The organism is Actinoplanes sp. TBRC 11911 (genome assembly GCF_012933445.1).
Classification (GTDB): domain Bacteria; phylum Actinomycetota; class Actinomycetes; order Mycobacteriales; family Micromonosporaceae; genus Actinoplanes.
The window spans coordinates 64233-90111 of sequence record NZ_JABBNC010000018.1 but is presented as its reverse complement, the minus strand read 5'-3'; the positions used below and the strand labels follow the sequence as shown (position 1 = coordinate 90111).

General features: G+C 70.4%; 29 protein-coding genes. 10 read left to right on the top strand and 19 right to left on the bottom strand.

Annotated features, from left to right (window positions below; genetic code table 11):
- Window positions 1-97 precede the first annotated feature (97 nt).
- Window positions 98-337 carry a hypothetical protein gene (locus HH310_RS23680; RefSeq protein WP_169177815.1) on the top strand — a complete coding sequence of 80 codons (240 nt, stop codon included), beginning with the start codon at window positions 98-100 and terminating at the stop codon, window positions 335-337.
- 72 nt (window positions 338-409) lie between these two features.
- Here the strand turns inward: HH310_RS23680 and HH310_RS23675 are convergent, their stop codons facing one another.
- The 5 genes from HH310_RS23675 to HH310_RS23655 all read right to left on the bottom strand — a co-directional run bounded on the left by HH310_RS23675 (window position 410) and on the right by HH310_RS23655 (window position 3672).
- Window positions 410-640: a helix-turn-helix transcriptional regulator gene (locus HH310_RS23675; protein ID WP_312034279.1), complete on the bottom strand. Its 231-nt coding sequence runs from the start codon at window positions 638-640 to the stop codon at window positions 410-412.
- A 20-nt stretch (window positions 641-660) separates the two neighbouring features.
- The gene (locus HH310_RS23670; protein ID WP_169177813.1) at window positions 661-972 is read right to left on the bottom strand and encodes a hypothetical protein; all 312 of its coding nucleotides are present in this window, start codon (window positions 970-972) and stop codon (window positions 661-663) included.
- Window positions 973-1013: 41 nt separating this feature from the next.
- Window positions 1014-2738 (bottom strand): DEAD/DEAH box helicase family protein, encoded by a 1725-nt coding sequence (locus HH310_RS23665; protein WP_169177812.1) that lies wholly within the window; start codon window positions 2736-2738, stop codon window positions 1014-1016.
- Window positions 2739-2813: 75 nt separating this feature from the next.
- On the bottom strand, window positions 2814-3428 hold the full coding sequence (locus HH310_RS23660) for a trimeric intracellular cation channel family protein (RefSeq protein WP_169177811.1): 615 nt from the start codon (window positions 3426-3428) through the stop codon (window positions 2814-2816).
- Between the two features lie 25 nt (window positions 3429-3453).
- The gene (locus HH310_RS23655) at window positions 3454-3672 is read right to left on the bottom strand and encodes a DUF3039 domain-containing protein (protein ID WP_169177810.1); all 219 of its coding nucleotides are present in this window, start codon (window positions 3670-3672) and stop codon (window positions 3454-3456) included.
- A 171-nt stretch (window positions 3673-3843) separates the two neighbouring features.
- Here HH310_RS23655 and HH310_RS23650 point away from each other — a divergent pair, with 171 nt between their 5' ends.
- Entirely contained in the window at window positions 3844-4791 is a 948-nt protein-coding gene (locus tag HH310_RS23650; RefSeq protein WP_169177809.1) for a pseudouridine-5'-phosphate glycosidase, read from the top strand.
- 170 nt (window positions 4792-4961) lie between these two features.
- Window positions 4962-5837, top strand: coding sequence for a PfkB family carbohydrate kinase (locus HH310_RS23645; protein WP_169177889.1), 876 nt, complete (start codon window positions 4962-4964; stop codon window positions 5835-5837).
- Between the two features lie 69 nt (window positions 5838-5906).
- Here HH310_RS23645 and HH310_RS23640 read toward each other — a convergent pair whose 3' ends face one another.
- The 10 genes from HH310_RS23640 to HH310_RS23595 form a co-directional block, all read right to left on the bottom strand.
- The gene (locus tag HH310_RS23640; RefSeq protein ID WP_211192519.1) at window positions 5907-6323 is read right to left on the bottom strand and encodes a DUF3099 domain-containing protein; all 417 of its coding nucleotides are present in this window, start codon (window positions 6321-6323) and stop codon (window positions 5907-5909) included.
- Between the two features lie 31 nt (window positions 6324-6354).
- Complete coding sequence (locus tag HH310_RS23635) at window positions 6355-6636, bottom strand: hypothetical protein (RefSeq protein ID WP_169177807.1); 282 nt, start codon at window positions 6634-6636, stop codon at window positions 6355-6357.
- Complete coding sequence (locus HH310_RS23630) at window positions 6617-8920, bottom strand: chemotaxis protein CheA (protein WP_169177806.1); 2304 nt, start codon at window positions 8918-8920, stop codon at window positions 6617-6619. The genes HH310_RS23635 and HH310_RS23630 overlap by 20 nt, the downstream gene beginning before the upstream one ends.
- Window positions 8917-9309, bottom strand: a complete 393-nt coding sequence (locus HH310_RS23625) for a response regulator (RefSeq protein ID WP_169177805.1) — start codon at window positions 9307-9309, stop codon at window positions 8917-8919. The genes HH310_RS23630 and HH310_RS23625 overlap by 4 nt, the downstream gene beginning before the upstream one ends.
- A complete protein-coding gene (locus HH310_RS23620) occupies window positions 9309-10184 on the bottom strand; it encodes a protein-glutamate O-methyltransferase CheR (RefSeq protein WP_169177804.1) in 876 nt (291 codons plus the stop codon). Before HH310_RS23620 ends, HH310_RS23625 begins: the two co-directional genes overlap by 1 nt.
- The gene (locus HH310_RS45475) at window positions 10181-10765 is read right to left on the bottom strand and encodes a HEAT repeat domain-containing protein (RefSeq protein WP_169177803.1); all 585 of its coding nucleotides are present in this window, start codon (window positions 10763-10765) and stop codon (window positions 10181-10183) included. Before HH310_RS45475 ends, HH310_RS23620 begins: the two co-directional genes overlap by 4 nt.
- 15 nt (window positions 10766-10780) lie before the next feature.
- Entirely contained in the window at window positions 10781-11404 is a 624-nt protein-coding gene (locus tag HH310_RS23610) for a CheB methylesterase domain-containing protein (RefSeq protein WP_248294340.1), read from the bottom strand.
- Window positions 11377-12363: a chemotaxis protein CheW gene (locus HH310_RS23605; RefSeq protein WP_169177802.1), complete on the bottom strand. Its 987-nt coding sequence runs from the start codon at window positions 12361-12363 to the stop codon at window positions 11377-11379. The genes HH310_RS23610 and HH310_RS23605 overlap by 28 nt, the downstream gene beginning before the upstream one ends.
- A 5-nt stretch (window positions 12364-12368) precedes the next feature.
- Window positions 12369-14411, bottom strand: coding sequence for a methyl-accepting chemotaxis protein (locus tag HH310_RS23600; protein ID WP_169177801.1), 2043 nt, complete (start codon window positions 14409-14411; stop codon window positions 12369-12371).
- A gap of 162 nt (window positions 14412-14573) precedes the next feature.
- The gene (locus HH310_RS23595; RefSeq protein ID WP_211192518.1) at window positions 14574-15143 is read right to left on the bottom strand and encodes an HhH-GPD-type base excision DNA repair protein; all 570 of its coding nucleotides are present in this window, start codon (window positions 15141-15143) and stop codon (window positions 14574-14576) included.
- A gap of 103 nt (window positions 15144-15246) precedes the next feature.
- Between HH310_RS23595 and HH310_RS23590 the strand changes: the two genes are divergently transcribed.
- The 5 genes from HH310_RS23590 (at window position 15247) to dtd (ending at window position 17973) form a co-directional block, all read left to right on the top strand.
- Window positions 15247-15663 carry a prevent-host-death protein gene (locus tag HH310_RS23590; protein ID WP_169177799.1) on the top strand — a complete coding sequence of 139 codons (417 nt, stop codon included), beginning with the start codon at window positions 15247-15249 and terminating at the stop codon, window positions 15661-15663.
- The gene (locus HH310_RS23585; protein ID WP_169177798.1) at window positions 15660-16085 is read left to right on the top strand and encodes a cytotoxic translational repressor of toxin-antitoxin stability system; all 426 of its coding nucleotides are present in this window, start codon (window positions 15660-15662) and stop codon (window positions 16083-16085) included. Before HH310_RS23590 ends, HH310_RS23585 begins: the two co-directional genes overlap by 4 nt.
- Window positions 16086-16694: 609 nt before the next feature.
- On the top strand, window positions 16695-17120 hold the full coding sequence (locus tag HH310_RS23580; protein WP_169177797.1) for a macro domain-containing protein: 426 nt from the start codon (window positions 16695-16697) through the stop codon (window positions 17118-17120).
- On the top strand, window positions 17113-17463 hold the full coding sequence (locus HH310_RS23575) for a hypothetical protein (RefSeq protein ID WP_169177796.1): 351 nt from the start codon (window positions 17113-17115) through the stop codon (window positions 17461-17463). Before HH310_RS23580 ends, HH310_RS23575 begins: the two co-directional genes overlap by 8 nt.
- Window positions 17464-17550: 87 nt before the next feature.
- On the top strand, window positions 17551-17973 hold the full coding sequence (dtd, locus tag HH310_RS23570; RefSeq protein ID WP_169177795.1) for a D-aminoacyl-tRNA deacylase: 423 nt from the start codon (window positions 17551-17553) through the stop codon (window positions 17971-17973).
- A 52-nt stretch (window positions 17974-18025) separates the two neighbouring features.
- On the opposite strand, the gene HH310_RS23565 is transcribed toward dtd, so the two are convergent.
- Window positions 18026-18811: a sporulation protein gene (locus HH310_RS23565; RefSeq protein WP_169177794.1), complete on the bottom strand. Its 786-nt coding sequence runs from the start codon at window positions 18809-18811 to the stop codon at window positions 18026-18028.
- A gap of 284 nt (window positions 18812-19095) precedes the next feature.
- Between HH310_RS23565 and sigB the strand changes: the two genes are divergently transcribed.
- Window positions 19096-20046 (top strand): RNA polymerase sigma factor SigB, encoded by a 951-nt coding sequence (sigB, locus tag HH310_RS23560; protein ID WP_169177888.1) that lies wholly within the window; start codon window positions 19096-19098, stop codon window positions 20044-20046.
- Here sigB and HH310_RS23555 read toward each other — a convergent pair.
- From HH310_RS23555 to HH310_RS45850, 3 genes are all read right to left on the bottom strand, one after another.
- Entirely contained in the window at window positions 20043-22574 is a 2532-nt protein-coding gene (locus tag HH310_RS23555) for a GNAT family N-acetyltransferase (protein ID WP_169177793.1), read from the bottom strand. The genes sigB and HH310_RS23555 overlap by 4 nt on opposite strands.
- A 13-nt stretch (window positions 22575-22587) precedes the next feature.
- A complete protein-coding gene (locus HH310_RS23550) occupies window positions 22588-23772 on the bottom strand; it encodes an acetoin utilization protein AcuC (RefSeq protein WP_169177887.1) in 1185 nt (394 codons plus the stop codon).
- Window positions 23773-24141: 369 nt separating this feature from the next.
- Window positions 24142-24840 carry a recombinase family protein gene (locus HH310_RS45850; RefSeq protein ID WP_169177792.1) on the bottom strand — a complete coding sequence of 233 codons (699 nt, stop codon included), beginning with the start codon at window positions 24838-24840 and terminating at the stop codon, window positions 24142-24144.
- A gap of 351 nt (window positions 24841-25191) precedes the next feature.
- On the opposite strand from HH310_RS45850, the gene HH310_RS23540 reads away from it, so the two are divergent.
- Window positions 25192-25872, top strand: a complete 681-nt coding sequence (locus HH310_RS23540; RefSeq protein ID WP_169177791.1) for a metal-dependent transcriptional regulator — start codon at window positions 25192-25194, stop codon at window positions 25870-25872.
- Window positions 25873-25879 lie beyond the last annotated feature (7 nt).

The following is a 25879-nucleotide window of genomic DNA, read 5'->3' as shown; positions in this document are numbered from 1 at the left end:
GGGGCACTGTGGGAAGGCTGCAACGGTGCAGGGTGTTGCACGATGGTGAGCAGTAGCCGAGGAACATGTTCATCGGTTCGACCAGAGGAGGAAGGCGATGACCCCGACTCTCACGCCGCCGGCGGGAAGTTTGGCCGGCCCAGCAGCCGATGAAAGGTGCGACCGCTGCAATGCAGCAGGAAAGCTCCGTTTGACACTGGCTGGTGGCGGTGAGCTGGTGTTCTGTGGACACCACGCCAACCGGTACGCCGAGGACCTGGTGAAGATCGCGGTTCAGTACAACGCGGACCCGGACTTCACTTGGCGTGGCGCGGACATGATGTCTAACTCCAACTGAATGTTCCGCACATCCCCCACAACTAAAGACGTGAACGAGGGGGTTTGCCCGGGTGTGGGGCAGGCCCCCTTCTCACTGTCCGGTGGAGTCTTCACCCCACAGGGTTTCCACAGTCACTTCTAAGGCTCTGGCCACTTTGAGGGCCAAGTAGACCGACGGGGCGTAGTCGCCGGTCTCCATCGCGATGATGGTCTGGCGGCTCACCTGGACCGCGGCGGACAAGCCCTGCTGGGTCAGTCCGGCGTTCTTGCGCGCGGCCCGGATGCGTACGCCCGCGGCGCCGTCTGTCTCAGCGGCCCGCACCGGACCGCCTGCCGGTGCCATCAGTCGACGTCCGCCAGCTCGGCGGCCGCTTCCGCGCGGCGGCGCTGCTTCGACCTGCGGGCCGTCACGAAGCCCCCGATCAACCCACCGATCACGGCGCCGATCAGCGAGTTCGCCCAGACGAAGTGCGCCGAGTTCTGATACGACGCGCCAAGCGCGAAGACCACGAGCGGCAGGCTGCCGAGGACCGAGAGCGTGAGGCGTTTGGCCCCCCAGGTCCGTGGCGTCGTGTCGACCCGCCGGCCGCGCACGTAGAGCGTGCAGCAGAACATCGGCAGGATCAGCGCCCCGAGCACGATCAGCAGCGGCACCACCCATCATGATGTGAAGTCCTCTTGACGTCAAGAAGACTTCACATCGTCTGGATCGTGGCGATCCGCTCTTCCAATTGCTCGATGGTGGCCTGGGCGCTCGGCGGACCCCCGCACAGGCGCCGGAGCTCGGCGTGGATCTTGCCGTGCGGCAGGTTGGTGCGGTGGTGGTGCGCGGCCACCAGCGTGTTCAGCTGGCGGCGGAGGCTGTTGCGGCGCTCCCCCGCGGTCATCGGCGGCGCCTGTTCGCGCTGCGCCGGCACCGGCGGCTCGGTCGCCTGCCGGCGCTTCTGGGCGGCCAGCTGCTCGGTCTGCCGCTTGTTCAGCAGCACCTCCACCTGGTCGGGGGTGAGCAGCCCGGGGAGCCCGAGGTATTCCTCCTCCTCCGGGGTGCCGCTGCGGGCGCCCGTGCCGTACGCCGTGCCGTCGTAGATGACGTGGTCCAGCTCGGCGGTCGCGGACAGCGCCTCGAACAGCTTGTCCATCTCGCCGGAGGCGTCCTCCTCGCGCTGGGCACGCTCCAGCAGGTCGTCGTCCAGCCCGTCCTTCTCCTTGGGCGCGCCCAGGACGTGGTCGCGCTGCGCCTCCATCTCGCCGGCCAGCCCGAGCAGGTGCGGCACGCTGGGCAGGAACACCGTCGCGGTCTCGCCCTCGCGCCGGGCCCGCACGAAACGGCCGATCGCCTGCGCGAAGTACAGCGGGGTGGAGGCACTGGTCGCGTACACGCCGACGGCCAGCCGCGGGATGTCCACGCCCTCCGAGACCATCCGGACGGCGACCATCCACCGCTGCTGCGAGGTGGCGAACGTGGCGATCCGGCCGGAGGCGCCCTCGTCGTCGGAGAGGACCACCACGGCCGGCTCCCCGGTGATCTCATGCAGCAATTTCGCGTACGCCCGTGCGGTCTGCTGGTCGCTGGCGATGACCAGGCCGCCCGCGTCCGGGATGCCGTGCTCGCGCAGTTTCGACAGGCGCGAGTCGGCGGCCCGCATCACCTGGGGCATCCAGTCGCCGCGGTGGTCCAGCGCCGTACGCCAGGCCTGCGCGATCAGGTCCTTGGTCATCGGCTCGCCGAGCCGGGCGGCGAGTTCGTCGCCCGCGTTGGTGCGCCACCGGGTCTCCCCCGAGTACGCCATGAAGAGCACCGGGCGCACGACCCGGTCGCGCAGCGCGTCCGCGTAGCCGTACACCGAGTCGGCGCGGGAACGCTGCAGGCCGTCGGGGCCCCGCTCGTACTCGACGAACGGGATCGGGTTGTCGTCCGAGCGGAATGGCGTGCCGGTGAGCGTGAGACGGCGTACGGCTGGCTCGAAAGCGCTTTTGACCCCATCGCCCCACGTACGGGAATCGCCGGCGTGGTGGATCTCGTCGAGGATCACGAAGGTGCGGCGGGTCATCGTGCGCCGCCGGTGCACGGCCGGGGCCATGCCCACCTGCGCGTAGGTCAGCACCGCGCCGTGGAAGTCGCGCGACGAGTGGATGTCCGCGTTGCGGAAGGCGTGGTCGAGCTGGATACCGACCCGGGCCGCGGCGGTCGCCCACTGCGTCTTCAGATGCTCGGTCGGGCAGACCACGGTGACCGCCTCGACGGTGCCGTCGGCGAGCAGCTCGGCCGCGATCCGCAGCGCGAACGTGGTCTTGCCGGCGCCCGGGGTCGCCACCGCCATGAAATCGTCGCTGCGGCGCCTCAGATACTCCACCAGGGCCTTGCGCTGCCACGCCCGTAGGGGCGGGAAGGTCTCCAGGTCCGGAAGGGGCGGGCTCACGGTCAGACCTTCCCTTCGGTAAACGCCAAAACGCCTCCGCGGGCGGAGGCGGCACCCAGCATAGCCAGTCCGGGCTCAGGGCATGGCGATCGGCGCGGACCACCGCCGATAGAGCGCGAGCAGCCGGACACCGGTGATGAGCACCGCGGAAACACCCACCGGGACCGGCCCGGTCAGCCCGAACTCATGCAGAACCGTGACGAGAATCGCCCCGCCGAGTGCCGCGATGGCGTAGATGTCGCGTTGCAGCAGGACCGGGATCTCACCGGTCAGCAGATCCCGGGCGAGGCCGCCGCCGATCGCGGCGAGCATGCCGATCAGGCAGGAGCCGACGTCCGGTACGCCGGCGTCCAGCGCCTTGAGCGTGCTGGTCACGGTGAGCAGGCCGAGGCCGGCCGCGTCCAGCACCAGGACGGTGCGACGCAGCCGGTTGACGTGCGGATGCAGCCAGAAGACGGCCACCGACGCGGCGGCCGCGGTGATCGGGTACCGCCAGTCGGCAAACGCCAGCGGCGGCACCGCGCCGATCACCAGATCGCGCAGGATGCCGCCGCCGAGCGCCGCGACAAAACCGACGAACGCGACGCCGAACAGGTCAAGCCGCTTCGCGACCCCGGCCGACGCCCCGGACGCCGCGAAGACGGCAACGCCGATCAGATCCGCGGTGAGCAGGCCGGTTGCGCCCGTCACGCACGGACTCCGAACAGCACTTTTCTCAGTGACTCATGGCTTCGTAGATCTCCTTGCACTGCGGGCACACCGGGGAACCCGGCTTCGGTGACTTGGTCACCGGGAACTTCTCGCCACACAGCGCCACCACGAACGTGCCCATGACCGCGCTTTCCGCGATCTTCTCCTTGCGCACGTAGTGGAACATCTCGGGTCCGGTGTCGGCGTCCTTGGTCTCGGGACGCTCGAGGATCTGCGTGCTCACGACATATGCCCTTCAGTTCACGCACGGAATCAAACCGCCTGCCCCCCATGACGGCGGTGAACCAAACAAGTCTGACACAGAGTCCGTCGCGCTCGATCGTGCGTGCTCCGCCGAAGTTGATGATCAAGACCGATCGCGGCCGGCTCGGTTCTGAGCTTTAAGGTTTTGCCTGTGACTGACTTTGGCATTCGCTATGGCGATCATGTGAGCCGAGCGCGGCGGGACGACCGGCCCGTGGTGGCACTGGAGAGCACCATTATTTCGCACGGACTGCCCCACCCGGACAATCTTCGCGTAGCGCGCGAAATTGAGCAGACCGTACGGGACAACGGCGCCGTGCCGGCCACCATCGGCATGATCGGCGGCGAGTTATTCGTCGGGCTGGACGACGACCAGATCCAGCACCTGGCGCTCGCCGACGGCGTGGCCAAACTGTCCGTGCGCGACCTCGCGGTGGCGGCCGCGAAGAAGGCGGACGGCGCCACCACGGTCGCGGCCACCAGCGCGATCGCGGCGGCCGCGGAGATCGGTGTGTTCGCCACCGGCGGCCTGGGCGGGGTGCACCGCGAGGCGAACGTGACCTTCGACGAGTCCGCCGACCTGACCACGCTGGCCCGGACGCCGATCGTGGTGGTCTGCGCCGGGGTGAAGTCGATCCTCGACGTCGGGGCGACGCTGGAACGGCTGGAGACGCTCGGGGTGGCGGTCGCCGGGTATCGCACCCGCCGCTTCCCCGGCTTCTTCATCACCGACGGCGGGTTCGACATCGACTGGCAGCTCGACTCGCCGCAGCAGGTCGCCGACGTCATCTCGGCGCGCAACGACCAGGGTGTCGGGGCGGGCGCGCTGGTGCTGGCCAACCCGCTGCCGGTCGACGAGCAGCTCGACCCGGAGCTGCACGACCGCACCCTGGCCGAGGGGCTGGAGCTGCTGGCCCGCGACGGGATCACCGGCAAGGCGGTGACGCCGTTCCTGCTCGGTCACTTCCACGAGAGCACCGAGGGGCAGAGCCTCGCGGTCAACGTGCGCATCATCCTGCGCAACGCGGCGCTGGCCGCTCAGATCGCTGCGGCCGGCACGTCCGCCCCGGCGCCGCTGGGCTTCTCCGTCCCCGCGTGACCGCGAGTGAAGGTCCCGGCGCGACCGGCGACGAACGTCCGGGCCCGACCGGCAGCGAACGTCCCGGGCCGACCGACGGCGAACGCCCCGGGACGGCCGACGACGAACGCCCCGGCCCGACCGACGACGAACGCCCCGGGACGGCCGACGCCGGTTTTTCGCCGGGCCGGGTGATCGTTGTCGGGGATCTGGTCACCGACGTGCTGGTGGTGCACGACGGGCCGATCCAGCCGGGCTCGGACACGGCCGCCGCGGTCACCGTGGGCGGCGGTGGTCAGGCCGCGAACACGGCCGCCTGGCTGGCCCACGCCGGGCACCCGGTCACGCTGGTCGCGGCCGTGGGCGACGATCCGGCGGGCCGGGAGCGGGTGGCCGAGCTGACCGCGGCCGGGGTGCACTGCGCGGTCCGCACGCACGCGGGCGCGGTCACCGGCAGTGTGGTGGTGCTGGCCGGGCCGCACGAGCGCACGATGATCACCGATCGGGCTGCCGCGCTGCTGCTCGACCCGGACCACGTGACGGCCGCGATCGAGGCCGCGACCGGCGCCTGCCACCTGCATCTCTCCGGTTACCCGCTGTTGCACGCGGATTGTCGGCGGGCGGGCCTCGCGGCCCTGGCGGCGGCGTCCGGCCGGGGCCTGACGACAAGCGTCGACGCGGCCTCGGCGGCACCCTTACGCTCGGTGGGTGCCACGGCCTTCCTGGCTTGGGTACGCGACGCCGATCTGCTGCTGTGCAACGCGGACGAGGCGGACGTGCTGGCGGGCGCGGCGCCACCGGCCGAGCAGGCGGTGCGGCTGACCGAGCACGTACGCAACGTGGTCGTGAAAAGCGGCGCGGACGGCGCCACCTGGGCCGCGCGGGGTGGGCCGGTGCGGTCGGTGACGCCGGGACGCGTACCGATGAAGGACCCGACCGGCGCCGGTGACGCCTTCGCCGCGGGTCTGCTGGCCGCCTGGTGCGCCGGAGCCGACCCGGCGGACGCGTTGAGCGCGGGCGCCAGACTCGGAGCCGCAGCCGTCCGCAAGATCGGCGCGAGGCCGTAAGCCAAGCCGGACGTAAGCCCCGATCGCCGCGCGGCATTCCGCAGGGTCGGCGCGGCCGCGCGGACCGTCCTACGGTTTCTCGCGGTCGCGGACGACCTCGGAGTCGACGGTGAAGTATTCCTGGTCCTTCACCGGGTGCTGCTCGAGCGCGGCCTGCCGGGCCTGTTCCTTGGCCAGCTCGGTGGCGGCGCGCTCTTCCTTCGTCTTGGCCGGTCGGTCGTTCGCGATGAGCACGGCCATCCAGGGCAGCAGCACCATCCCCGCGACACACAGCACCAGCCACAGCCACAGCAGCGGCGGATGCACGCTGACCAGCACGGCGCCGAGCACCAGACAGGCGGCGCGGATGCTCATCATCGTCACGTAGCGGATCTGCCGGCTGCGGAACTGCGCTTCCTGACTTCGGGCCGCGTTCGTGATGAGAACGGGCCGTTCCGACTGCTTCTTCACGATGGGGGTCTCCGATCCGATCCCCCATCCTTGCATCGACCTCGCCGGAACACCCACTGCAAATGGGTCACGAAGTGGCGTTTCGGTGGCGGGCCGGTGGCGGCCCGGAAATACCGCCGTTGAGCAGCGGCAACACCCGCACCGCGAGGAACGGGTCGGTCGGCGCCGCGGTCACCTTCGGCCGGTAGCGCAGCATCGCCTGGAACACGCCGGTGTGCAGATGGCGGCAGCGGCGCAGGCTGACCCGCGCCTTCGGGGTCGTGCGCAACCAGCCGGCGAACTGGTCCACCTCATCGACGGTGACCACCCCGCTGAGCGTGGCAAGGGTGTCACGAAACTCGATCGGCAAGGCCGAGCACCTCCTTCACGTTGAGCACGAGCAGGACCAGGCCGTCGCCCAGCAGTGCCGTGCCGGCGAACTCCCCGGCATAGGCGAGCAGGCCCTCCATCGGCTTGAGGAGCACGTCGACCTCGCGGTGGAAGCGCTCGACCAGCAGGCCGGCGCGCCGGTCGCCGAGGCTGACGACGAGGATCGCGCGGTCCGAGTCCGGGTCCGGGGTCCACGGCATCTCCAGCACGCGGGCCAGGTCGATCACCGGGACCACCTCGCCGCGCAGCACCACGACCTCGGAGTGCAGCATCCGGCTCATCTCGGCGGCGGGCACCCGGATGTTCTCCTGGACCAGGTCGACCGGTACGCCGAAGCGCTGGCCGGCGACGCTGACCACCATGACCTGGGTGACCGCCATGGACAGCGGCAGCCGCAGCGTCGTCGACGTGCCGCGGCCGGGCTCCGACTTCATGGTGACCGTGCCACCGAGCTTGGCCACGCCGGCGCGCACGGCGTCCATCCCGACGCCGCGACCGGACAGATCGGACACCTGCTCGGCGGTGGAGAAACCGGGCCGGAAGACCAGATCCACCGCGTCGGCCTCCCCCAGCGTCTCCAGCTCGTCCTCCGAGATCAGACCTTTCTGGTACGCCTTGCGTTTCACCCGGTCCGGATCCACCCCTCGCCCGTCGTCGCCGATCTCGACGGTCACCGCGTCGCCGTCGGCCACCGCGGCGAGGGTGATCCGGGCGGTCGGCGGCTTGCCGGACGCGAGCCGCTCGGCGGGCGTCTCGACGCCGTGGTCGAGGCTGTTGCGCACCAGGTGCACGAGCGGGTCGCCGAGGGCCTCGATGACGTCCTTGTCGGCCATCGTGTCCTCGCCGTGGACGGTCAGCTCGACGCTCTTGCCGAGCCGCCGGCCCAGGTCGCGGACCAGGCGCGGGAAGCGGTTGAAGGCCACCGAGAGCGGCAGCATCCGCACGTCCATCACCGCGGCCTGCAGATCCTCGGCGATGCGGTGCAGGCCGGCGTGCTGGTCCCGGATGCGGCGGCTGAGCACCCGGCTGCCGAACTCCTCCTCGGCGGCGTCGGCCAGGAAGGGCAGGCCGTTCTTGGCCACGTTCAGCTCGCCGACCAGCTCCATCAGGTGGTCGACCTTCTCCTGGTCCACCTTGAGGATCTTGGTGCCGACCTGGCCGCCCGGGTCGTCGGCGTGCGCCCGGTCCGGTTTGTCCGCCGGCATCTCGATCGCCGGCCGCGGTGGCACCTCTGCCTCGGTCGGGGCGGCGTCGCCGAGCAGCCGGGTCACGATCTCGCGCAGCTCGGGCGGGTCGGCCTCGGCCGCGTCGACCGGCTCGCCCAAGGCCCGAGCCGCGGCGCCCACGGCATGGGCGGTCGCACTCAGCCGCGTACCGGAAATGGTGTCGCCAAGCGTGAGGCACCGCAGCGCGCCGGCCAGGACGGCCTGGGCGTCCGCCACCAGCTCCGGATCGTGCGGGGTCGCCGTCGGTGGCTCGCCGGTGAGGTGCCGGCGGATCGCCTCGCCGTCCAGCTCGACGACCTCGATCTGGTCGCCGACGTAGCGGAACAGGTAGTCGATCTCGCCGACGCCGGCGCGGGTCGCGACCACGAAGCCGATCAGGCACGCGTACGCGTCGAACTCAGGCGGCCACGAATCGGGCGTGACGACGTCCACCCGGTCCACCGCGGGAATCTCGCTGACCAGGTGCAGCGGATCCTCGGCGCGGAAGAAACATCCCTGGTCGGGCGTGTAGCGAAGGAAGCGCATCCGCGACGAGGTGGTGCGCAGCCAGGTCGAGGCCTCGGTCAGCCAGCGCTGGTCGAAGTGGTCCAGCCAGGCCGGGACGACGCGCCGGGCGACGTGCACGACCGCCGCGGCCTCGTCCTGCGCCTTCTCCCCGCCCAGCGGCGCGCGCAGCTTGGTGATCAGCCTGGCCGCGTCGCCGGCCGCGGACGAGGGCAGCCGTTCGTGCGTGGTGACGTGCGCGAGCCAGCCACGGATCAGATCGAACGAGGCGAGCAGGTCGTCGGTCATCCCGCTGTCCAGGGACAGACCGCCACCCCGTACGGCGTCCAAAAGGTCCTCGGCAGCGTGCGTGAGCCGGGTCAGCTCGGGAAACGCGAAGAGCCCGGACGAGCCCTTGAACGTGTGCGCGACCCGGAACACCTCGTTGACCAGCGCCGGGTCGCCCGGCTCCCGCTCGAGTTGCAGCAGGCCCTCGTCGACCTGGGCGAGCAGGTCCGCGGCCTCGGCGAGGAACTGGGCGAGCAGGGCGTTCACGCGGCGTCACCCCGTCCGGCGGTGAGCATCCGGCACACCCGTACGAGACGGTCCGCGGCGACCGGTTTGACCAGGTAGAGGTTCGCGCCCGCGGCGTACGCCCGGTCGGCGTCCCCGGGACGGTCCTCGGTACTGATCATCACGACCGGCGCCGGCGTGCCGACCGTCTCCGAACGCAGCGTCTCCACGCAGGTGTACCCGTTCATCCTGGGCATGTTGATGTCGACCAGGAACAGGTCGAACGCGGTGGTCAGCGCCGCCTCGACCGCTTCCAGGCCGTTCGCCGCCTCGGCAACGTGGAAACCGGCGTCGCCGAGCAGCTTCGAGTGGTACAGCCGGACGGTGGCGGCGTCGTCGACGACCAGCACCTTCGGCGGGGATTCGGTCATCACTTCGCTCCGGTGTTCGGTCGCTGGTAGACGATGCCCTCGGGCAGGCGGGTGGGTGTGAAGATCGGCGAGATGCGGCTCATCGACTCGGAGTGGCCGAGGAACAGGTAGCCGCCGGGACGCATCGCGCCGTAGAGGTTCTCCGCGGCCCGCCGGCTGGACAGCTCGTCGAAATAGATCAGCACGTTCCGGCAGAAGACCACGTCGAATTCGCGGAACCTGCGCATCGCCGCGGTGTCGCAGACGTTCATCTGGTGCAGCGTCACCACGTCGCGGATCTCCGCGTCGAGCTGGAAGCGGCCGGCGCCGACCGGGGCGAAGTACTTGGTCACCCAGCGCTTGGGCACCCGCTGCAGCGACCGCTCGCCGTAGCTACCGTGCCGGGCCTGGTCGAGCACCGCGCTGTCGATGTCGGCGCCGTGGATCTCCACGTCCACGGTGTCGATCTGGTCCCACTCCTCGAGCAGGCGCAACGCGATCGAGTACGGTTCCTCGCCGGTTGAGCAGGGCAGCGAGAGGATCTTGACGGGCCCGTCGATCCGGGCCGCGCCGCCACGCGCGGCCAGCACCTCCGGCAACACCGTCTTGATCATCGAGTCGAACTGGTAGTCCTCGCGCAGGAAGTACGTCTCGTTGATGGTGAGCTGGTTGATCACGTCTTGAAGCAGGTCAGGCTGGTCGCTGAGTCGTAGCGCCGCGAACCAGGTCAGGAAGCTGTCGAAGCCGGCGCCGCGGATGCAGGCGTCGATCCGCTTGTCCACGAAGTAACGCTTGGACCCGGCGAACTGGATGCCGGTGCGTTTGTAGAAGTACTCGCGGAACTTCTCGAAGTCGGCCTGGCCGAGCCCGGGGCCGGGCGACGTCGCGCGTGTCATCGCAGGGCCGCATCCACCGTGAACCGCAGGAACGGGTCGTCCGGAAAGCGCCGCGCGGCGCCCCGCAGCAGTTCGGCGTGCTGGGGCCCGGCCGAGGGCAGCAGCGCGTCGATGGCGGCCGCGACCACGTTCGGATGCGGGTCGTCGCGGATCATGTCGGAGAGCCACATCAACGACGCCGGGTGGGGCAGGTCGGCGAGGATCATCGCGGTCATCACGCGTACGCGGTGGTCGGGGTCGGTGAGCAGGCCCGGCATGATCGCCGGGACCGACACCGGCATGGTGGCCAGGGCCTCCGCGACAGCGGTACGCAGCGCGGCGTCGTCGCTGGCCAGGTGCCCGGCGAGCGCCTCGGCGACGGCGGGGCTGTCGACGGCGGCCAGCGTCGTCAGCATCGCGTCGCGGACCTGCGGCTCCCGTTCGGCCGCGACCCGGTCGAGCAGCGCCGGCACCGCCTCGGCGACGCCCTCGAGTCCGAGCGCGGCCTGCCGGCGATGTTCCGGGTCCGGATCGTCGAGCTGCTCCACCGACGGTTTCGGATGTTCCGCTTCGGGTTCCGGCTTGCGGCGGACGAGTCCCACGTGGTTTCTCCTCTTCTACCGGACCCAGCCGGCCAGCCGGTCGGCGATCGCGTATGACGGCAGCACCTCGGTCGCGCCGCCGCGCCGGGTGAGGTCGCCGGGCATTCCCCAGACCACGGCGGTCTCCTCGGCCTCGGCGATCGTGCGGCCGCCGGCGCGGTGGACCGCGGCCATCTCGGTGGCGCCGTCGTCGCCCATGCCGGTGAGCAGCGCGCACACCATGCGGTGCGCGTCGACGTGCCGGCGGGCGCTGGCCACCAGGCGGTCCACGCTCGGATGCCAGCGGTATTCGGCGGCGGCCGGCACCGACTTGACGATCAGGCCGTCGGTGCGCCGGGCGACCACCACGTCGGCGCTGCCCCGGCCCAGGTAGACGCCGCCCCGGCGCAGCGTCATGATCCGGTCGACCTCGTGGACCCGCAAGGCGCAGATTTCGTCCAGGCGGCGGGCGAGCGTGCCGGTGAACGACGCCGGGATGTGCTGGGCCACCACCACCGGCGCCCCGAGGGTGGCCGGTAGCTGGGGTAACAGCTGGGTGAGCAGGGCCGGGCCGCCGGTGGACGAGCCGATCAGCACGAGGTCGACCCCGCCGGTGGTGGCCATCTGGACGGTCAGACGCCCGCGAGGGCGTCCTCCCATGCCTCGGCGTGCCCGGCGGGCAGCAACTGGTCGAGCTGGATCATCAGCAGCAGCCGCCGGTGGCCGGGCAGGTTCGCCACCTTCGACACCACCCGGGCCTGGTCCGCGGAGAGGCGCGGCGCGGGTTCCGGCACCTGCCGGCCGACCCGGGCCACCTCGGCCACCGAGTCGACGACGAAGCCGGTCCGCACCCCGTCGATGATCAGCACCACGATGCGCTGCCGCTCGTCGCGCTCGCGCCGCCGCAGGCCGAGCCGGGTCCGCAGGTCGACCACCGGCAGCACGGCACCACGCAGGTTCACCAGACCCTCGACGAAATCAAGCGACCTGGGTACGCCGATGAGTGTCCCCGGCACGCGAATGATCTCCTGGACCGCGTCCACGTCGACGGCGTACTCCTGCCCGTCCAGCCGGAAAACGACGTACACGTCCTCGTCGTCGGTCTCGGCCGGCCGCTCGACGACCTCGTCGCGGGTCGCGGCGGCCCCGTCGTCGCCGCGCTCCGGCGTCTGGGCCGGTTGGCCGGCCGTCACGTGCTGGGCCGCCGGCCGGTTGAACTCGGCGCCGACCAGGCGGTCCACGTCCAGGACCGGGATCACGTCGTGGTCCGTCCTGATCACGCCGATCAGGGGATCCTCGGCCGGCTCGACCGTCGCCATGCTGAGCACGCCGGACACCCGGTCGACCACGAAGCCCAGCGGTACGCCGCCGTCCACCATGATCACCCGGGTCGCGTCGTCGTGCTCGGCGTCCGGCATCGCGCAGCACCGCCGGAGGCTGACCACCGGGAGCATCCGGCCCCGCAGATTCGCCAGGCCCTCCAGCGCGGGCGGCCCGAGCGGCACCCGGACCAGAGCCGGCATGCGGACGATCTCCCGCACCCGGCTCATCGGGAAGGCGTACCGCTGGCCGGCCATGTCGAAGGTGACGTGGTCGTCGTCGGCCGTTTCGCTCGCCATTGCGGTCACGTCACGTTCTGCAGGTCGTCGGCCAGCGCCGCGATCTCCTCCACGGCGCCGGCCAGCTCCTCGGCGCCCTGGGCCTGCTCGTTGGCGGCCGTCGACGCCTGCGCGGCCAGTTGCCCGGCCTCCTCGGCCGCGGTCGCGATCTGCTCCAGCCCGGCCTTGACCTCGGCGAGCGTGCCAACGATCTGCAGTGCCGACTCGCGCACCTCGTCGTTGCCGGCCCGGACCTGCCGCATGTCCCGCCCGATGTCGACGAGCCGCGCGGTGGTGGCCTTGGCGACCTCGACCTCGGCGAGCGCCTGCCGGCTCGTCTCCGCCAGGTCCCCGCGCACCTCGATGATCCGGTCCTGCACCGACTTCACCAGGTCCTTGATCCGGTCGGCGTTGTCGGCCGAGTCGCGGGCCAGGTTGCGGATGTCCGTGGACACCACCGCGAAACCCTTGCCGAACTCGCCGGCCCGGGCGGACTCCACCGAGCCGTTGACCGCGAGCATGTTGGTCTGGATCGAGACGCTGGCGATGGCGTCGACGATTTTGTCGATGCGCCGGGAGATCTGCTCCAGTTCGGTCACCTTGCGGACGTTCTCGATGCCGTCCCGCGCGGCCCGGCCGATCGCCTCGATCATCGAATCGACGGCGTCCTTGTTGGTGGCGAGCATCGTCAGGATCGCGTCGGATCGCCCCACCGCACCGCCGGCCCGGGCCTCGGACAGCTGGGCGCCCTGCTCGATCCGGGTCACCGCCTCGACCGTCCGCTGGCCCTTCTCGGCCGCCGTCCGGGCCCCCGAATTGATCTCCAGGATGGCCAGGTTGATCTGGTTCGCGGCGCGGGTGATCTCCTCGACGGCGGCGGAGAGCTCCTCGGCCGTCGCGGCCACCTCCTCGGCGTTCTTGCTGATGTCGATGCTCGTGCGCAGGCCCTCGGAGATCTCCGCGAGCGCGTCCGCGGCCTCCTCGCTCTGCTGCAACGCCTGGGTCTGCTGGCCGACCGTCAGCAGCACCTGCTCGCAGGCCGCCGACTGCTGCTCGGCGGCGGCGGCGATCTCCTCGGAGCTGGTCTTCGCGACCACCGTCGCCCGCGAGGCCTCCGCGGCCGCCTGCGCCATCTCGGTGGCGCCGTCCATGATCACGCCCATGTCGCCGCGGAGCGTCTCCAGCTGATCCGTGATCGACTTGCCCTTCTCGACCTCGCCGCGCGCCGTCTCCGCGGACGACTGGACCGCGGACGCGATCCGCGTGACGCTGGCCCGGACCTCGTCGATCAGGTCGCGGATCTGCCGGGCGCTGCGCTCGCTTGTCTCCGCCAGGGTGCGTACCTCGTCGGCCACCACCGCGAAACCCTTGCCGTGCTGGCGGGCCCGGGCGGCCTCGATCGCCGCGTTCAGGGCGAGCAGGTTGGTCTGGTCCGCGATATGCGCGACGGTCTTGACGATCTCACCGATCTCGTCCGCCTGTTTCTCCAGCTCGGAGATGGTCACGACGGAGGCGGCCTGGCGGGCGGAAGCGCTGTCGACGTTCGCGAGCAGGCCGCTGATGCCGTCGCGGGTCTCGGCGAGGAGGTTCTGCAGCGCCTGGCTCAGCTCGGCGACCTGGCGGGTGGTGCGGCCCTGGCGGCCCACGCGGTCGTCCACCTGGCTCATCGCGGCCAGGCTTTGCTGAGTGGCGCCGGAGGCTTGCTCGGCGCCGGCCGAGATCTGTTGCATCGACTCGGTGAGCTGGCGGGAGGCCTCGGCGGCCTGGGCGTTCTGGGCGGAGATCTGGGCGGTCGCGACGGCGATGCGCTCCGCGGCTTGCTGTTGCCGGGCCACCGAGCGGGCTTGGCGGCGGCTCTGCTCGGTGGCGGCGTCGCGGCGGTTTCGCTCGGTGACTCCATCGCGGCCGTTCTGCCCGGTGCCCCCGTCGCGGCTCCGCCCAGTGCTCCCGTCGCGGCTGTTCTGCCCGGTGCCCCCGAGGCGGGCATCGCGGGCCGGCTCTGAGGTGGCGGCGGGCGGCCGGGACTTGTCGGTGGCACGCCCGTTGGTGGTGCTCGTCGTCAACGGCATGAGTCCCCTCCCACTCCTTCTCAGGCACGGCTGATCACCCGGGGTGCTTTGTCCGGGCGTACGGGTGCTTGATCGGGGTTTCCGCCGGCGCGGTTCGCCTAGAGCGATCCTGGCACCGACAAATCGCGGGTCGAGGGGATATTCAAATACTTAAAAGCGGACTTATCCGGCTTTGGCGGCGGCTTTCATCTCCTTCTTGAAAGCGCGCACCTTGCCCAGCGAGGCCTCGTCGACGATGTCCGCGACCGACCGGAACGAGCCCTCCTCGCCGTAGTGCCCCGCGGCCTCCCGCCAGCCGGCCGGCCGCACGGCGTACTGCTTGCCGAGCAGCGCCACGAAGATCTGCGACTTCTGCTTGCCGAACCCGGGCAGCGAGGCGACCCGCTTGAGCAGCTCGGCGCCGTCGTCAACGCCGGCCCAGAGGTTGGCGGGCACCCCGTCGTAGCGGTCCACGAGCGCCCGGCAGACGTCCTGCACGCGGGCGGCCATCGCCTTGGGGAACCGGTGCAGCGCGGGCGGCTCGGCAAAGATCGCGTTGAGCGCCTCGGGGTCGAACTCGGCGAGCTCGGTGGCGGTCGGCGCGTGCCCGAGGCGCTGCGCGAGAACCCAGGGCGAGGTGAACGCCTTCTCCAGCGGAATCTGCTGGTCGAGAGTCATGCCGATGATGAGCGCCAGTGGATCGTCGTTGAGCAGTTCGTTGGCCTCAGCCGGTACCGGCAGCGAGATCGTCATGCGAGTCATCTTCCATAGCTGGACGGCCCCGACCGAGAGGTACGTTAAGTACTTGACGTACCTCTGGCGACGGGGCAGGCTTGATAAGGAGTGGGAGGGTGCGATGTCAGCGGTTCATTACGAAAGCTACACAGAAGCCCGGACTCATCTGAAGGCCCTCCTTGATGCGGCCGAGCGTGGACGCGTGGCGACGGTTCGGCGGGAGTCCCGGACGACGGCCTTCGTCGATCAGGAGCGGCTTCGCCACTTTCTCGCAGCCGTGACACCCTCTCGCGCCGAGATTGTCGCCGAGGGCGGCGGTTGGTCGGTTTTCATTCCCGACCTGCCCGTGGCCGCCGACGGCGCGACGGTCGACGAGGCGCTCAGCGAGATGATTGTCGCTCTGCGCGAGTATGCCGAGGACTGGCAGGACCGCCTGCTTGACGCGCCCAACCATTCCGCCAACTGGGGCCTCGTCCAGCTGATCTCCCTCAGCGACGACAACCAGCTGCGCGAGTGGCTGGTGGCGACGGGCCGATGAGCCGGCCCGAGCCGACCCGCGAGTCACACGAGAAGTTCTGCGTGATCGAAGGCTGGGATCGAGTCCGCGATGCCCGCGGACGAACCGGCACCCACCACATCACGTACGAGCTGCGCCTACGGGATGCCCGCATCCTGCGAACCAGGATCTCGCACCCGGTCGATCGGACCACGTACGGTCCGCGCATCTGGACCCACATCCTGCATGACCAGCTCGAGGTCAAGGCCGCCGAGTTCTGGAGCTGTGTGCAGGACGGCGTCAGACCCGCCCGCGGCGCTCCGGACGTGCCGGCCGATTCGCTCCCCCTCGAACTCGTCCATCTCCTCATCCACCGCGTCGGCCTCGCCGAAGCGGAGGTGGCCGCCATGACCAAGGACGAAGCCGTCGGCCGCCTGACCCGATTCTGGGCCGAAGGCTCCTGAGCCCGGCGAGCGTCTGCCGCGGGTGTTGCCGATGCGGGCCGGGGCTCCGCCGACTCGGTGTTCCTCGTCGCTCACCGCAGGGCCGTCCCGCTATGTGGACACCGCGGTCACATCGTGGATTTTTGTGAACCTTGGAGAGTTGCGCCCACATTCGAGCCATAACTCTCCAAGGTTCACATTCGGCCGGAGAAAGCTGCCGGGCGAAAGCCTCGTTACGAGACAAAAGTATCATCTACAATGGACGTTGGTCCTACATCGCGGACGGTGGGTCCATGATGCGGGCGCGAGTCTCAGCATGCGGTCGCCCGTCTCACGGAATGGAAGCGCCGCGCGGCCACGTGCCGAGCCCGCCCGTCCAGCGGCCCAGCCGATCCGGCAAATCTCGGGAAATGTCGGATATGCGAGACGCGCCTACCGGGCGGCCTGCGGGTGTGGTGAGCTGCGACTCGGGCGGGTGCGGGCGCGGTGAGCTGAGGCTCGGGCGGGTGCGGGCGCGGTCAGCTGCGACTCGGGCGGGTGTGGGCGCGGTGAGCTGAGGCTCGGGCGGGTGTGGGCGCGGTGAGCTGAGGCTCGGGCGGGTGCGGGCGCGGTCAGCCCCGACTCGGGCGGGTGCGGGCGCGGTCAGCTGCGACTCGGGCGGGTGCGGGCGCGGTCAGCCCCGACTCGGGCGGGTGCGGGCGCGGTGAGGTGCGGCTCGGGCGGGTGTGGGCGTTTCGGGAGGGTGAGCGATACATCCTCAATTTTCCGACTAAAGGGCACTGGCGCAGCGCCTCCCGGCTGCCGGACATCGCAGCGGGGCTGGAGTCGCTCGTCGCGGTTGTCGGGGAGCTGGGCATCGGGTCCGTGGCGGTGCCGGCGCTGGGGTGCGGGCTCGGCGGGCTGGCCTGGGCGGACGTGCGGCCGCTGATCGAGAGCGCCGGTGCGCGGCTGCCGGGCGTGCGGGTTGTCGTCCACCCGCCTCAGGAGCCGGTGTTGCCCTTCCCACGTGCGGTTTTGTCGATGGGGGCTGCGGGGATACCGTCGCGGGATGAGTGACTCGCGCGAAGAGATTGAGCGGGAGATCTTTGGGAGCGACTACGGTCCCGGGATCCTCGATGAGCCGGAGACATATCGGCCGGAGAAGGGTGACGACGACCCGGGGCTGTCCAGCACGCTGGAGGCGGGGGCGGACACCGAGCAGCTTCTCGACGGCGGACCTCACCCGGACCACGGGGTGATGACCACGACCGGCGGACATGCCGGACCCAACAGCTTCCGTACGCGTCCCCGCAGCGGCCCGGGCGTGGCGAACACGACGACCGGCGACGCCACCACGGGTGCGATGGAAACGCCGCCGGACAGCTACACCAGCGACGCGAGCAGCACCTCGGTCGACTAATCTCGGGCGCGTGAGGTGGCCTTCCGCGAACCGCGGGAGGCCCGGCGCCGTGCTCCGGGGCGGCGACGCAAGCGAGGAGAGAACCGAATGCGGGCGCTCGTGCAGACCGTGTCGCGGGCCAGCGTGACGGTCGACGACCAGATCGTCGGCAAGATCGATGACGGGCTGCTGGTGCTCGTCGGGGTCACGCACGACGACACACCCGCCAAAGCCGCCGAACTCGCCCGCAAGACGTACGAGCTCCGCATTCTGGATGATGAGGCGTCAGCCGCGGACAGAAAGGCACCGGTGCTGGTGGTCAGCCAGTTCACCCTCTACGGGGAGACCCGTAAGGGTCGCCGCCCGTCGTGGGGCGCCGCGGCGCCGGCCGAGGTCGCCGAGCCTCTCGTCACCGCGTACGTGCAAGCCCTGCGCTCCCGCGGCGCGACCGTCGAGACCGGCCGTTTCCGGGCGCACATGCTGGTGGAAAGCGTGAACGTCGGGCCACGCACGTTGCTACTCGAAATCTGACCGCGGGCCGCGCGACGTCGCCGCTCGAAACTTGACCGCGGGTGCTCGAAATTTAAAAGAGCCCCCGCCGCCGCGCCGACTGCGTCAGCCAATTGTCCAATTGTGCGGACCAGTCCACCTGATCCACCGTCGCATACTCCACGGTGAAGTTTCCGAACGCGTCATGCCCCTCGGTGAACAATCCGCCGCGTTTGTCGAGCTCCAGCACCACCTGCAGATGCCGCGGCGCCGCGATGAAGGTCAGCTCGAGCTGGTTGATGCCGCCGGCGTAGCGCGACGGCGGGTAATACTCAATTTCCTGATAGAACGGCAGATGTTGCGGCACGCCGTACACCCGGCCGCGCTCGACGTCCGCGCGGCTGAAGCGGAAACCCAGGCGCTGCAACGCCTCCATGATGCGTTCCTGAGCCGGCAACGGGTGCACCGCGACAGCGTCCAGATCGGACTTGTCCACCGCGCGCGCCACCTCCAGCTCGGTGGCCAGGCCCATCGTCATGCCGTGCAGGTGCTGACCGGCCACTTCGGTGATCGGCGTTTCCCACGGCACGTCGAAGCGGAACGGCACGTCGTGGCGCGCGCCGGGCTCGAGCCGGAACGAACCGGTGAGGCGCTGGCGGTGGAACTCCTGGTTCTGGTTGTACTCCGCGTCGCCGCTCTCCACCTCGACGCGCGTCATCAGTCCGATCGCGAGATATTCCACGTCGACCGCGTGATCGCCGCCGGCGACGTGCACCTGGCCCTCGAGAAACCCGCCGGGCCGGCAGTTCGGATTGGCGAGCACCGTCTCGACCGACGGGCCGCCCACGCCTAACGCCTGCAACATCTTTTTGAAGACCATGAACCGAATCCTCCTCGGCGACGTGTGAACAACATTATCGGCGTTCGGCGACAACCCAGTTACGGAATCGACCGCTTGTCGGCTTGACGACGTCAGGGTTCTCCCTGATTTGTGCCACCTGGACGCTTGGCTCACCTCGGTTTAACGCGTTCAGGGCCAAGCTATCGATCACCGGCACGCAGTGGGGCTGGGTACGCAGACGGTTATCAGCGGGGAGGGGACTGAAGGTGGTCCTGAGGATGAAGGCGTCGGAGTCCACGACGGCGGAAGCCGTTGACAACAGCATGGCGGACGGTGTCGAGCTCCTGACCGACCTGGACGCGACGGACGAGCGCGGAGCCTCCGCCGATCTGGTCCGGGCCTACCTGAACGGCATCGGGCGCACCAAGCTGCTGACCGCGGTCGAGGAGGTCGATCTCTCCAAGCGGATCGAGGCCGGCCTGTACGCCGACGAGAAGCTGCCGGCCGCCGGGCCCGACCTGGCGCCGCTGCTCGCGATCATCGTCGCCGAGGGCAAGGTCGCGAAGAACCACCTGCTGGAGGCCAACCTGCGGCTGGTCGTGAGCATCGCGAAGCGTTACACGGGCCGCGGCATGGCCTTCCTCGACCTCATCCAGGAAGGCAACCTGGGCCTGATCCGCGCGGTCGAAAAGTTCGACTACACCAAGGGCTACAAATTCTCCACGTACGCCACCTGGTGGATCCGCCAGGCCATCACCCGCGCCATGGCCGACCAGGCCCGCACCATCCGCATCCCGGTGCACATGGTCGAGCAGGTCAACCGCATGGTCCGCACCCGTCGTGACCTGGCCGCGTCGCTGGGCCGGGAACCGAGCATCGCAGAGATCGCCGAGGCGATGAGCGTGCCCGAGTTCCAGGTCATCGAGCTGATCTCGTACGACCGCGAGCCGGTCAGCCTGGACCAGGCCGTCGGTGAGGACGGCGAGAGCGCACTGGGCGACTTCGTGGCCTCCGCCGACCAGCACCAGCCGGGCGCCACCGGCCGCGGCGAGCTGCGCAACGAGGTCGAGATCGTGCTGGCCACGCTGTCCGAGCGCGAGTCCGCGGTGATCCGGCTGCGCTTCGGCCTCGACGACGGGCGCCAGCGCACGCTGGACGAGGTCGGCCGCGAGTTCGGGCTGAGCCGCGAGCGGATCCGCCAGATCGAGAAGGTCACGATGCTGAAGCTGCGCGACCCGGAGCGGGCGTCGCGCCTGGAGGCGTACGCGAGCTAAAGGAGCCGGCGGGGTCCCGTGTCCGCACGGGTCGCCGCCGGTCCTATTTCGGCGGCGGCGTGCAGCACCGAGCAGCCGTCCGGCCGGGCCAGCACCGGGTTCAGGGTCAGCGAGCGGATCCGGGGATGATCGTCGGCGAGACGGCCCACCCGCAGCAGCAGGTCGATGAGGGCGGCCCGGTCCACCGGCGCCGACCCTCGGTACCCGCGCAGCAGCGGGGCCGCGCGCGGCTCGTCGACCAGGGCGGACGCGGCGCGGTCGGTGAGCGGAGCCGCGCGCCACGCCACGTCGCCGAGCAGTTCGCTCGCCACGCCGCCCAGTCCGAAACCGACGATCGGGCCGAAGCACGGATCCTCGCGGACCTCGATCGTGCAGGCCACGCCCGGGGCGACCATCGACTGCACGAGCACGTCCGGTCCGAACGAGCGCGCCAACGACGCGTAGGCGGTGCGGAGGTCGTCCTCGTCGGCGAGGTCGAGGCGTACGGCACCCAGGTCTATTCGATGTCGTAAGGCGCCGCGGGCCGCCTTCAGCGCCACCGGGAATCCCAGGCGATCCGCCGCGGCCAGGGCTTCGGCGTCCGAGCCGGCCAGCGTCGACGGGACCACATCGATCCCGTACGCGGCGAGCAACTCCGACGGTAGCGCCTCGACATCCGCCGCGTCCGGGTCCACGCCGGACAGTTCCGGAAGCACGCCGGGCGGCCGCCGCAGCCAGTCCGCGTAGGTCGCGACCCGCGCCAGCGCCCGCACCGCTTCCTCGACCGACGGATACGCGGGCACCCCGGCCGGCAGGCTGCCCAGCAGGAAGGTGGAGACGATCGGCTTCTCGCCGTCGCGCGCGACGTCGGCGACCGCTTCCACGAAGTCGCCGCTCTCGTCCGCGAGCTGCCCGGGAAGCGGCGGCGCGAAGACCGCGACCAGCGCGTCCACGTTCTTGTCGGCGGCCGCGGCGGACAGTGCGACGGCCAGCTCGCGCGCACCCGCCTGCGGACTCACGTCGTGCGGATAGCCCTCGGCGACGCTCAGGCCGTTCGCCCGGCACGCGGCCACCGCCAACTCGGACAACGCCGACGAATTGCCCACCACGGCGATCTGATGCCCGGCCGGCAGCGGCTGGTGGGTGAGCAGCAGCCCGACGTCGAACAACTCCTGCACGGTGTCCACCCGGATCACGCCGGAGCGGGCGAACAGCGCGGTCACCGCGTCCGCGTCGGGCACCGGACGGCCGCCGAGCAGCCCGCGCGGCCGGGTCGCCGAGGCCACCGCGACCACCGGCTTGATCCGGCTCATCCGGCGCGCCAGGCGAGCGAATTTGCGCGGGTTGCCGAACGTCTCCAGATACAGCAGCACCACGTCCGTACGCGGGTCGTCCTGCCAGTACTGCAGAAGATCGTTGCCGGAGACGTCGGCACGGTTGCCGGCCGAGACGAAGCTGGACAGGCCCAGCCCACGGCGGTCGGCCTCCTTGAGCAGCGCGACACCGAGCGCGCCGCTCTGGCTGAAGAACCCGACCCGCCCGGGAGCCGGGAGTGCGGGTGCGAGCGTGGCGTTCAAGCGTACGGAGGGATCGGTGTTGGCCACCCCCATGCTGGTCGGGCCCACCACGCGCAACCCCGCGGCCTGCGCGTTCTCGATCAGCTCGTGCTGGGCCTCGGCGCCTTTGGCGCCGGCCTCGGCGAACCCGGCGGACACCACGACCACCCCGCCGGCACCACTCGCGGCGGCGTCGGCGAGGGCGTCCGCGACACCCTCCGGCGGCACGGCGATGAGCGCGAGATCAACCGTCACCCCGGCGTCGGCGGCCGAGCGGTACGCCTCCAGCCCCGCCACCCGGCTCGCCCGGCGATGCACCGGCACGATCGTCCCGGTGTAACCGCCGTCGCGCAGATGGCCCAGCATCGCGGCGCCGATGCCCTGCCCGCTGGCACTCGCGCCGTAGACGGCGACCGCCCGCGGCGCCAGCAACCGGGCGATGGAGCGCGCCTCGGTGACGTGCTCGCGCGACTCCTGCACCTGGCGCGACCGCTCGGTCGGCGCGATCGGGAAGCTGAGGTGCACCACCCCGTCCGCGTACGTGCGCTGCACCTGATAGCCGAAGTCGCTGAAGACGCGCAGCATGCCGCGGTTCTCCGGGAGGACCTCGGCGACGAAACGGCTCATCCCGTGCTCGCGGGCTTTCTCGGCGAGGTGTTCCAGCAGCACCGAGCCGATGCCGCGGCCCTGGTAGGCGTCCTCCACCACGAACGCCACCTCGGCGTCCGGCGAGCCGGGACCGAGGCGCTCGTACCGGCCGACCGCGATGATCTGCTGGGCGACCTCGATGACGTACGCCTCGCGATCCTGATGATCGACTTTGACGAAGCGTTCCAGGTCGCGCTCGGGGATGCTCGGGTATGGGGAGAAGTACCGCAGGTAGCGGGTGCGCTCGCTCATCCGGGAGTGGAAGTCCAGAATGGCCGGCGCGTCGTCCGGCCGGATCTCGCGCAGCCCGACGGCGCTCCCGTCGGCGAGCAGCACGTTCTGCACGGCGTTTCCCCCTTCAGTCGCGTGGGTCGTCGGGGTCGAGGCCGTGCAGGGGGAACACGGCTCGGCGGGTGGCGAGGATCGCCCGGTCCACCGGGTCGTCGCCCAGGCCCGGGGTCCACTGCTCGACGACCGGGTCGCGGCCGTCGGTCATGCTGCGCGGCGGCTCGGCCGACGGCCAGCGCTGCCCGGCCATCCGGCGCCAGGTCTCCGGCGTACGCGTCGCCGGGTCCAGTGGCTCGCCGGTGGCCACCGCTAGCAGGTGCGACCAGGCTCGCGGCACGACCTCGACCAGCGCGTACCCGCCGCCACCGGTAGCCACCCAGCGCCCGTCACAGAGTTCGTCGGCGAGGTCGCGCATCGCCATGTACGCGGCGCGCTGCCCGTCCACGGACAGCCCCAGGTCGGCCAGCGGGTCGAGAAAGTGCGCGTCGGCGCCGCACTGGCTGAAGATGATCTCCGGGGCGAAGGCGCGGACCACCGACGGCACCACCGCGTGGAAGGCGCGCAGCCAGCCGGCGTCCCCGGTGCCCGGCGGCAGCGGCACGTTGACCGCGGTGCCGTCGGCGCCGCCGCCCCCGGTCTCGGTGGCGAACCCGCTGTTCCACGGGAAGAGCGCGAGCGGCGTCTCGTGCAGGCTGACCGTGAGCACCCGCGGGTCGTCGTAGAAGGCCGCCTGCACGCCGTCGCCGTGGTGCACGTCCACATCCAGGTACGCGATCCGCTGCGCGCCCTGGTCGAGCAGCTTGGCGATGGCGACCGCCGGGTCGTTGTAGACGCAGAAGCCGGACGCCCGCGCGGCCATCGCGTGGTGCAGGCCGCCGGCCACGTTCACGGCCCGGGTCGCCGAGCCGTGCCAGACCGCCTCGGCCGCGGCGATGGTCGCGCCGCAGACGCGCGCGGACGCGTCGTGCATGCCGTCGAACACCGGGTTGTCCGGAGTGTTCAGCCCCCACCCGGAGAAGAACGGATCGTCCGGAGCGGCACGCACCGCGTCGATGTAGTCGGCACGGTGCACCCGCGTCAGATCCGACTCGGTGGCCGGTTTCGGGGTGATCACCTGAACACCCGGCCGGTCCAGCAGGCCGAGATCGCGGGCCAGCGCCATGGTCAGCTCGATCCGGACCGGATTCATCGGGTGCGCGCCCATGTCGTAGCTCAGCAGGGCTGGGTCCCACACCACCGCGGTCGTCCGGTCCACCATGCCGCCATGCTCCCACGGCGCCGCCTTCGAGGCGCAGGCCAGCGCGGTCAGGTTGAAGTCTGCCAGTCGGCTCAGCCGTAGCGCCGCTGCGTAGGAACGATAGCGATCGAGTCGATCGGCGGCGCGTCCAAGCGTCGTCGGTGTAGATGCCCTTCGCCTGCCCGCCCTGGACTCGCCGGATCTCGACCTCAAGCTCGCGGATCTCGTCCTCGATTGCGGGATTGGGGTCGTCATCCCGCTCGGCCGGGACGCTAGTCCGGCCCTCGATCGCGCCAGCCACGTACTCCAGGACCACGTCGTCCAGCCACGGACGCGAGCGCGCGCACTTGCCGCACCCTCCTCGCTGCTTGACGCAGATGTAGCGGTTCAGGCCACCCCACTTCTTGCCGGGGCCACCGTCGTAGACCTGCGCCGACATCGGAGAGCCGCACAGGCAGTACACGAACCCTGGGAGCAGGTACTTGCGCGCCCTGGTTCCGGTCGCCCGGGATGGTTCGCCTCTCGTACCAAGAGCGGCAACGATGGCCTCGTGCTCGGCCCGCGAGATGACTGCCGGCCACTTTCCCTCGCCGACGATCTTCCCGTCGTGCGCCACCAGGCCGGCGATCCGAGGATTCCGCAGCGTTCTCGCCACGTTTCCGTCGTTGGCCCAGCCGCGTCAACCGCCGCCTTGATCCGCGCAACCATCCGGCCGTCAGCAGTGCTGAGATCGTCGTTTCCGCTCTTGACCGTATGGATCAGCACGTTCGTCTGCTCGTGGAGCTTGATCAGGTCCTCCAGCTCCAATGGCCTCCGTGTGAGCCGGCCGTTGGAGTAGGAGACGATCACGTCCACGGTCCCGGCGTTGACTGCGCGGATCATGGAGTCGTAGCCGCGCCGCTTCTTCTTCGACCGGGTCGAGGCGGACAGGTCGTTGTCGACGAATACACGGACAACCTCCCATCCATGCGCGAGAGCCAGCGCCCGGCAGTCCTCTTCCTGTCGGGTGACACCCTTCTCATCGCTCTCGCGGTCCTGGGAGATCCGGCAGTAGATGACACAGCGCAGCGGCACAGCCTCATCCATGGCGGGCCCTTTCCACCGTGTTGACGACGGTTCCGCGCCGCCCTCGAAGGGCGGTGAGATGGCGGATCACGTTGTCGGACGCTGGCCGGCAGGCCGGTCCGGTCGGCGAACAACAGCCTCGATTCGACCCCACCCCGCTAGCGATACGACATCTAGGCATGAGACATAGCATGCCAAACGTCGAACGTCTGCGGCCCCCGCACCAGCTGACTCGCGAGCTGGACGTAGATGCACATTTGGGTTACTTTGTCGCACTCATGGATTCGCGGGTGTCCTGGTGGTTGATCGGTTGCTGTTCGTGAGACACTTGCGGTCTCCGGTACGCCAATCAGGGCAAGGTCAAAGATAACTTTGAACGATCTCGTCGACACCACCGAGATGTACCTGCGCACCATCCTCGAGCTGGAGGAAGAGGGCGTTCCGCCGCTGCGTGCGCGCATCGCCGAGCGGTTGCATCAGAGTGGCCCGACGGTCAGCCAGACCGTCGCGCGGATGGAGCGAGACGGCCTGCTCACCGTCGAGGGTGACCGCCATCTCGTGCTCACCGAGGACGGGCGGGACACCGCCGTCGCGGTCATGCGCAAACACCGGCTCGCCGAGTTGCTGCTGGTCAACGTCATCGGGATGCCCTACGAGGAGGCCCACGACGAGGCCTGCCGCTGGGAGCACGTGATGAGCGACTCGGTCGAGAAGAAGGTGTACGAGCTGCTCAACAAGCCGACCCGCTCGCCGTACGGCAACCCGATCCCGGGCCTGGACGTGCTCGACGACACCGCCGATTTCCAGCAGGGCATGACCGGCGAGCGCAACCTCGCGTTCCCGGGCCTGTCCGGCAGCGTCGTCGTCCGGCGCATCTGCGAGAGCGTGCAGACCAACGCCGACGTGCTGCGCCAGCTGCACGCCGCCGGCATCGACCCGGGCGCGTCCGTGACGGTGGCCCAGGAGCGCGACGGCGTGACGATCGACCGCTCCGGCGACAAGATCCGGTTGCCGCGCGAGGTGGCGTCCCGGGTGTTCGTGGCCGGTCACTGACCCGGCC

What these genes read in the sequence shown, in the direction of transcription:
- HH310_RS23610 (WP_248294340.1), bottom strand. Translation starts at nt 11,404, where the DNA reads ATGGGAGGACGCCCTCGCGGGCGTCTGACCGTCCAGATGGCCACCACC.
- HH310_RS23680 (WP_169177815.1), top strand. Translation starts at nt 98, where the DNA reads ATGACCCCGACTCTCACGCCGCCGGCGGGAAGTTTGGCCGGCCCAGCA.
- HH310_RS23625 (WP_169177805.1), bottom strand. Translation starts at nt 9,309, where the DNA reads ATGACCGAATCCCCGCCGAAGGTGCTGGTCGTCGACGACGCCGCCACC.
- HH310_RS23585 (WP_169177798.1), top strand. Translation starts at nt 15,660, where the DNA reads ATGAGCCGGCCCGAGCCGACCCGCGAGTCACACGAGAAGTTCTGCGTG.
- HH310_RS23620 (WP_169177804.1), bottom strand. Translation starts at nt 10,184, where the DNA reads ATGACACGCGCGACGTCGCCCGGCCCCGGGCTCGGCCAGGCCGACTTC.
- HH310_RS23595 (WP_211192518.1), bottom strand. Translation starts at nt 15,143, where the DNA reads ATGACGATCTCGCTGCCGGTACCGGCTGAGGCCAACGAACTGCTCAAC.
- HH310_RS23565 (WP_169177794.1), bottom strand. Translation starts at nt 18,811, where the DNA reads ATGGTCTTCAAAAAGATGTTGCAGGCGTTAGGCGTGGGCGGCCCGTCG.
- HH310_RS45850 (WP_169177792.1), bottom strand. Translation starts at nt 24,840, where the DNA reads ATGGATGAGGCTGTGCCGCTGCGCTGTGTCATCTACTGCCGGATCTCC.
- HH310_RS23600 (WP_169177801.1), bottom strand. Translation starts at nt 14,411, where the DNA reads ATGCCGTTGACGACGAGCACCACCAACGGGCGTGCCACCGACAAGTCC.
- HH310_RS23590 (WP_169177799.1), top strand. Translation starts at nt 15,247, where the DNA reads ATGTCAGCGGTTCATTACGAAAGCTACACAGAAGCCCGGACTCATCTG.
- HH310_RS23605 (WP_169177802.1), bottom strand. Translation starts at nt 12,363, where the DNA reads ATGGCGAGCGAAACGGCCGACGACGACCACGTCACCTTCGACATGGCC.
- dtd (WP_169177795.1), top strand. Translation starts at nt 17,551, where the DNA reads ATGCGGGCGCTCGTGCAGACCGTGTCGCGGGCCAGCGTGACGGTCGAC.
- HH310_RS23575 (WP_169177796.1), top strand. Translation starts at nt 17,113, where the DNA reads ATGAGTGACTCGCGCGAAGAGATTGAGCGGGAGATCTTTGGGAGCGAC.
- sigB (WP_169177888.1), top strand. Translation starts at nt 19,096, where the DNA reads ATGGCGGACGGTGTCGAGCTCCTGACCGACCTGGACGCGACGGACGAG.
- HH310_RS23640 (WP_211192519.1), bottom strand. Translation starts at nt 6,323, where the DNA reads ATGCAAGGATGGGGGATCGGATCGGAGACCCCCATCGTGAAGAAGCAG.